The following is a 6,816-nucleotide window of genomic DNA, read 5'->3' as shown; positions in this document are numbered from 1 at the left end:
AACTATGTGTATCTATCTGCCCCTATGATCCTATGTGTTAAAAATAAAAGCCAAAGCACATAGGCACAGCAGGAACATAGAGCACAATAGAGTAAACAACTATGTGTATCTATCTGCCCCTATGATCCTATGTGTTAAAAATAAAAGCCAAAACACATAGGCACAGCAGGAATATAGAATACAATAGAAAAGAGAAACCTGTTTGTGCCAACGATCCCGCAGTACTTCCGCAAAATATATTATCTTCCCGCCCATAGGCTATAGCCTGATCTTTTTGTTACAGATAATAAAATTTACCAATGCATACAGAACACCAGCGTGTAGAATGGAGATACCATACCAATGTATATGAAATAAATCTTCGGCAGTATACAAAAGAAGGCAGCTTTAACGCTTTTGCGCAGGAACTTCCCAGGCTCAGGGAAATGGGTGTGGAAACCCTGTGGTTTATGCCTGTTACACCCATCTCAAAAGAAAAGATGAAAGGCAGTCTGGGCAGCTATTATGCCTGCTCGGATTATACTTCCATAAATCCGGAATTTGGTACGCTGGATGATTTTAAAAGACTAATTGATGCAGCGCACCGGTTGGGATTTAAAGTTATAATGGATTGGGTGGCCAATCATACCGGCTGGGACCATGTGTGGACCCGCTCGCATCCGGAATATTATGAAAGAGACGGTAACGGGAATTTTAAAGCAGCCTCAGGCATGGATGATATCATTGAGCTCGACTTTAATAATCCAGACCTGGCAGAGGCGATGATTGATGCAATGAGGTTTTGGATAAAGGAATGCGATATTGACGGGTTTCGTTGCGACCTTGCTTTTTGGGTAACATTGGATTTTTGGAAGAAAGCGAGACCGGCACTGGATCAGACCAAACCTTTGTTCTGGCTGGGTGAATTTGACGCTTTGGATAATCCGGATTACCTGGAGGTGTTTGATGCCGCCTATACCTGGACATGGATGCATAAAACGGAAGCTTTTTATAAAAGTGAGCGCAATATCCCCGCATTGGAAAAGCTGCTGCAACGATACAGGGAAGTTTTTCATGCAGGTACAACGGGTTTGTATTTTACAGCCAACCATGATGAAAACAGCTGGAACGGAACAGAATTTGAGAAATATGGCGATATGGCGCAGGCGCTGGCCGTGTTTAACAGCACATGGGAAGGTATACCCCTGCTGTACAGCGGGCAGGAATTACCGAACCTGAAAAGATTACAGTTTTTTGAAAAAGACCCTATAGAGTGGAATGGCAAATATGAACTGGAAGATTTTTATAAAAAGTTGTTTACCCTTCGCCGTAATAACCCCGCGCTGGCTGCGGGAAATGGAAAAGTGGAAACAAATATCCTTGATTTTAAATCGGATGAACATATTTTTGGTTACACCCGGAAGAGCGGTAATAACGCTGTGTTGGTATTGCTGAATTTATCGCCCTATCCCAGCCGGTTTATGAACAGGGATACCGGTATTACAGGGAAATGTAAAGAATTGTTCAGCAATGAAGAAAAAGATTGTTCTGCCGATCAGTGGTTTGAGCTGCCTGCATGGGGATATAAAGTGTATGTAAAATAACCCTATCGTTTTCGTCGTATTCTTATCGTGGAGTTTTGGGTTAAGCTGCTCGAAAGAAATATTTCGTGGCGGTTTACGCCATCAGTAAGCACCATTAAGGCAGTGTTGGGTGCAATGCTTCCCAGGTTTTCGGCAAACATGCTTATTTCATTGTATTCTTTGGTAGTATCTAAAACGGTATAAAACACGATACCTCTTTCGCTGAGCAACTGGTGTGTTGAAACGGGTTCTTTATTAAAGAAAACGGAGATGCTGTCGCCGTCTACTATCCCATTATCGTAAAAAGTAAGCCTCAGCGAGTCGGAATGCACCCATATTTCTTTGCCTACTACCTCTTCCCGTTTGGTGAATTCTTCGAGGATCTTTTGTGCTTCCATTTTTTCGGCCGATGGCTCTGTTACTTTCAGGTCTATTGAATCAGGAACATATACTTTGGTCTCATTTACTACCACATCTTCTTCGGAAGGGCGCCAGATTTTTTTTATGGCTGCAAATTTATCAATCAGGCTGTCGGTGTTCAGCGCTTCGCCATATACAAAATCGAAGGCTATATCCGGACAGGTATACCTGTATTTACCCTGGGTGGTAAACACTCCTTTGATGCTCGTGCTTACCCGTGATGCCGTTAGTATAGCCCTCAGATCCATTATACACTCCACGCCGTTGCTGGCCGATGCCCGGAAATAAGTAATAGGAACATCCTTAATGAGCACCTCTCTTGTACGCTGATTGTAAGTGCCTTTTACGTAAAAGCTCTGGTAGCTGTTGCGGAAGTAATAACTGATAATACCCTTTACTTCATTGTTCTCCTGTTTTAGATCAAGTTCAACCAGGTAATTGTTGTGCGATCCGCCCAGTAACACATCGGCACTGCCGAACCAGCTTCCCTTTATGCCCTGGGCTATGCCATGCGCTGTACATAAAAAACAAAAGAGGGTCAGTAATATTCTCATCTAACTACTTGAATAGTACGGTTATGTAAATACATGCAAAGTAACGTTTGATATCTAAAAGTATTGTAAATAAAGTGTTTATCTTCTGCGGGGCATATGCTACAGTAAAACTTCATCGTTAAACACCGTATTTTCTTTTGATCTCCCTCTCGCTGTCGCGGGCTTTAATGGTTTCTCTTTTATCGTGCATTTTCTTTCCCTTGCCAAGCCCTATTTCTATTTTAGCCAGCCCTTTATCGCTAAAAAAAATACTCAGCGGTACTATCGTGTATCCTTTTTCCTTTAATTTGGATTCAAGCTTTTTTAATTCTTTTTTGTTCAACAGCAATTTCCGTTCCCTTAAAGGTTCATGGTTGTGATAGGTTCCATGGCTGTATTCCGCAATATGCAGACTTTTGATCCACAGTTCTCCTTTGTGAAAATAACAATAGCTGTCGTTAAAGCTTGCTCTTCCTTCTCTCAGCGATTTTACTTCCGTTCCTGTCAATACCAGCCCGGCCACATATTTGTCGTCTATGTGATATTCATAATAAGCCGAACGATTGCGAATATTAGACATGGTTTGCAAATAGTGATTTCCCCGAAAGGCAAATGATACGGGCGTTACTGTTACTGGTTATGATTCAAATAATGCAAGGAGCGTAGCTATTTTTTCTTTTAGTTCCTTACGCGGAACAATAATATCCAAAAAGCCGTGATCCATCAAAAATTCGGAACTTTGAAAGCCGGGAGGAAGGTCTTTCTTTATGGTTTCTTTGATCACCCGCGGACCGGCAAAGCCTATCATAGCCCCCGGCTCACCTATATTTATATCTCCAAGCATTGCAAATGAGGCAGTTGTTCCGCCATAAGTAGGGTCTGTGCAAAGAGAGATATAGGGAATACGTGCATCTGATAATTGCGACAGCTTACCGGAGGTTTTGGCCAATTGCATGAGTGAAAAAGCGCTTTCCATCATCCTGGCTCCGCCGCTTTTGCTGATGATCAGTAAGGGAAAACGGTGCTGCAGGCAATGATCAACGGCCTTTGCGATCTTTTCGCCCATCACACTTCCCAGCGACCCGCCGATAAAATTAAAATCCATACAACAAACCACCAGGGCATGGTTGTTTACCTTCCCGGCGGCAACAGAAATGGAATCGTTCAACCCGGTTTTACGGTAAGCTTCTTCGAGGCGCTTTTGATAAGGCTTCAGATCATTGAAGTTCAAAAAATCAACCGATCGGATATTAGCGAACAGTTCTTCGTATTGCTGGTTGTCGAACAATATATCAAAGTATTCCTGGCTGCCGATGCGGTGATGATAATTACATTTGGGACAAACAAAAAGGTTTTCTTTCAGTTCCAGCACCGTGCAGGTGTATTTGCAGCTCGGGCACTTGATCCATAATCCATCGGGGGTTTCCTTTTTTTCCGCTGTAGACGTAAGTATGCCCTTTTTGATTCGTTTGAACCAACGACTTCTCGCTTCATCATTGTGCCCATCCTCGCCGGCAAGGTTGGCATCAAAATCTTCTTCGTGTTGCATCTTTGTGCTTGTGTTGGAGGTCAAGATTAACGAATTTATTGAATAATAACAAAAATACCCGCTGCATGATATCATGCCGGAATAAACGGGAAAAGCAGGTAGTTCAACGGCTAACGGGTAATATACAGCACGCAAACAAAAATATGGGGAGCAAAGATAAACAAGAAATCTATAATTCAGTTCAGCAGATTTAATTCCTCAATTCAAACGGCTGTGCGGCTGCGCGTTTTGAAGGAAGCCAGGATGCAGTTAGCGCAATAATAAAAACAGTAATAGCTACAATAACAAAATCGGAAAAAACCAGTTTAACCGGGTAGTAATCAATAATAAAAGAAGTGCCTTCTAAAGGAATAAGCTTGAACTGCAATTGCAGAAAACACAGCAGCAGTGCCAGTATGATTCCTATTCCGGCACCGATAGCGGCCAACACGATGCCTTCGGTTAAAAAAACTTTTTGTATCCATCCCCGGTCGGCGCCCATGGATTGTAAAATTTGTATGTCTTTCTGCTTTTCCAGCACCAGCATGCTCAGCGCGCCTATCATATTAAATGCCGCTACTACCAGCACTAAAATAAATATACCAAAAATGGCATATTTTTCCAGGCGCATTACATTGTATAAGCTGCTGTTTTGTTCATAACGGGTTTGTACAGTATAGTGGGGCCCCAACAGTTGCCGGATCTGGCTTTTGGTTATCTCTTCATTATCTGTATCAGCAAGAGCAATTTCCGCTGCACTGTACTCATCGGGCTTAAAATTCATGTATTGCCTTACAAAATCCAGATTGGTAAGCACATATTTATTGTCAAATCCCTGTTCAACAGCAAAAGCGCCGTTGGGAATAATCCTTCCTTCATTAAAAGATGCCAGCGGGTTGCTGATATCGTCAACCCCTTTTTTAGGTAAATAAACGGTGAGGCCCCCGATAGCCCTGTCGCTTAAAATGGCAACTGCATTTTCAATGCCCACGCCCATAACCGCCCCCGGGTTTTCTGCATCACCCAGCGAAAACCGGCCCCTCACCAGGCTTTTTTCAACCGTGGTTACTTTAGTATAGTTCGAATCAACTCCCTTCAGTTCAACAATGGCCTGGTAGTCCTGGTTCTGTAAAAGCGCTTTTTCTTCCGCCACCAGCGAAAGGTTGCTGATATTGCTTATTTTTTTAAGCTCTGCTATCTGTGAAGGCGTGAGGATGATGGTCTTCCCGGAAGCAGGGGTTATTTTAAGATCGGTGTAAAATGTGGAGTACAGCGATTTTACAAGACCTTCAAATCCGTTAAAGGCGCTCCACAGCACCAGTAAAGCCGCTGTGGCAAAAGCAATGGCTGTTACGCTTACCCATGCAATGATATTGATGGCATTGGTAGATTTTTTGGCTTTAAAATATCTCCAGGCAAAAATGAGGTACAAGTGTGTATGATTTAGATGAAGGTAGAAGGTGGAAGGCGTAAGGTATAAGGTATAAGGTATAAGGTGGAAGGTGGAAGGTATAAGGTAGAAGGCGTAAGGTGTAAGGTGGAATACTCCTGCACCCTATATCTTTCACCCTATTCCTCTCCCGATCCGGTTTTTCCATCCTCTTCCTTTATTTTTTTAAACAATGCTTCCATTTTAAATACATGCTCCAGCGTATCGTCAATAAAGAATTTCAGTTCGGGTATGCGGCGCAACTGGTGCTTTACCCTTGCCGTGAGTTCCTTCTTGATCTCCCAGGCTCTGTCCTCAATTTTCTTTAAACCATCCCCGGGGTCTTTTACCTGGAAGAAACTCAGGTATATCCTTGCTTCCAGCAGGTCGGGGGTTACTTTTACCGATGAAATGGAAACCATTCCACCCTCCAGCATACCCAATCCAAGACGTTGAAATATTTCATTAAATTCTTCGTACAATAAACCGGCTACCTGTTTCTGACGTTTTCCTTCCTGCATTTCATTCGAGTTTAGTGGCTGTAAATTTACTTACTTTGCCGTTCAATTTGACCAGCAAACATAATGAAGAAATATTCGAGGATCTTTAAGTACCTGAAGCAATACCGTACGGAAATTGTTCTTTACTTTATTTGCATCATACTTTCCATTGCTTTTTCTGTTGTTTCACTGGGCATGCTCGCGCCCTTTTTCGATCTTATTTTTATGGGAGATGGCGCCGGCATGGTGCCTGAGGCCGACAGCCCCATTACAGCTTATATCCGTGAACTTTTGATACTATGGGTTGGAGATCTGAACCCGAAAGGAGCGCTGGCATTTATTTGTATTATAATAGTTGGTTCCATTTTATTGAAAAACCTGTTCCTCTATTTTTCTTTTAATATACTCAATCCCGTAAAGAACAGAATTGTTAATACGCTTCGGTTGGAGCTGTATTATAAAATACTTGGACTGCCGATAGGCTATTTTACCGAAAAGAGGAAGGGCGACCTCATCAGCCGTATCACCAATGATGTGGCGGAGGTTGAGGTTTCGCTCGTTGGAGCGCTGGAGGGCTGGATACGTGATCCCCTGACGATTTTAATAAATTTTGCTGTTTTATTTTACATCAGCCCGCAGTTGACCCTTGCCATCCTGGTGTGCATTCCGCTTGTAGGATTTGTTTTAGGACGTATTTCCCGCTCGCTGAAAAAGCAATCGAATGAGGCTGCTGTCAAATTAGGCGAATCATTATCGGTATTGGATGAAACGCTTAATGGGCTGCGGGTGATCAAAGCATTTAATATTGAAGCTTTGCTGAGAAGCAGGTTTGGAACAATAAATG

Annotated in this window: 7 protein-coding genes; 2 read left to right on the top strand and 5 right to left on the bottom strand. The window is 42.7% G+C overall.

The window, feature by feature from the left end; genetic code table 11:
* Positions 1 to 299 precede the first annotated feature (299 nt).
* Positions 300 to 1,583: an alpha-amylase family glycosyl hydrolase gene (locus PLH26_RS01080; RefSeq protein WP_324584122.1), complete on the top strand. Its 1,284-nt coding sequence runs from the start codon at positions 300 to 302 to the stop codon at positions 1,581 to 1,583.
* A 2-nt stretch (positions 1,584 to 1,585) separates the two neighbouring features.
* On the opposite strand, the gene PLH26_RS01075 is transcribed toward PLH26_RS01080, so the two are convergent.
* From PLH26_RS01075 to rbfA, 5 genes are all read right to left on the bottom strand, one after another.
* Positions 1,586 to 2,536 carry a hypothetical protein gene (locus PLH26_RS01075; RefSeq protein ID WP_324584121.1) on the bottom strand — a complete coding sequence of 317 codons (951 nt, stop codon included), beginning with the start codon at positions 2,534 to 2,536 and terminating at the stop codon, positions 1,586 to 1,588.
* A gap of 118 nt (positions 2,537 to 2,654) precedes the next feature.
* A complete protein-coding gene (gene smpB / locus PLH26_RS01070; protein WP_324584120.1) occupies positions 2,655 to 3,095 on the bottom strand; it encodes an SsrA-binding protein SmpB in 441 nt (146 codons plus the stop codon).
* Between the two features lie 57 nt (positions 3,096 to 3,152).
* On the bottom strand, positions 3,153 to 4,064 hold the full coding sequence (gene accD / locus PLH26_RS01065; protein ID WP_324584119.1) for an acetyl-CoA carboxylase, carboxyltransferase subunit beta: 912 nt from the start codon (positions 4,062 to 4,064) through the stop codon (positions 3,153 to 3,155).
* A gap of 190 nt (positions 4,065 to 4,254) precedes the next feature.
* The gene (locus PLH26_RS01060) at positions 4,255 to 5,475 is read right to left on the bottom strand and encodes an FtsX-like permease family protein (protein ID WP_324584118.1); all 1,221 of its coding nucleotides are present in this window, start codon (positions 5,473 to 5,475) and stop codon (positions 4,255 to 4,257) included.
* A 137-nt stretch (positions 5,476 to 5,612) separates the two neighbouring features.
* A complete protein-coding gene (gene rbfA / locus PLH26_RS01055; protein ID WP_324584117.1) occupies positions 5,613 to 5,993 on the bottom strand; it encodes a 30S ribosome-binding factor RbfA in 381 nt (126 codons plus the stop codon).
* A 63-nt stretch (positions 5,994 to 6,056) separates the two neighbouring features.
* Between rbfA and PLH26_RS01050 the strand changes: the two genes are divergently transcribed.
* A partial coding sequence (locus tag PLH26_RS01050) for an ABC transporter permease (protein WP_324584116.1) occupies positions 6,057 to 6,816 on the top strand: 760 nt, incomplete at its 3' end.

The organism is Agriterribacter sp., from assembly GCF_035444585.1.
GTDB lineage: Bacteria > Bacteroidota > Bacteroidia > Chitinophagales > Chitinophagaceae > Agriterribacter.
This window is presented reverse-complemented; position numbering and strand designations above follow the sequence as displayed.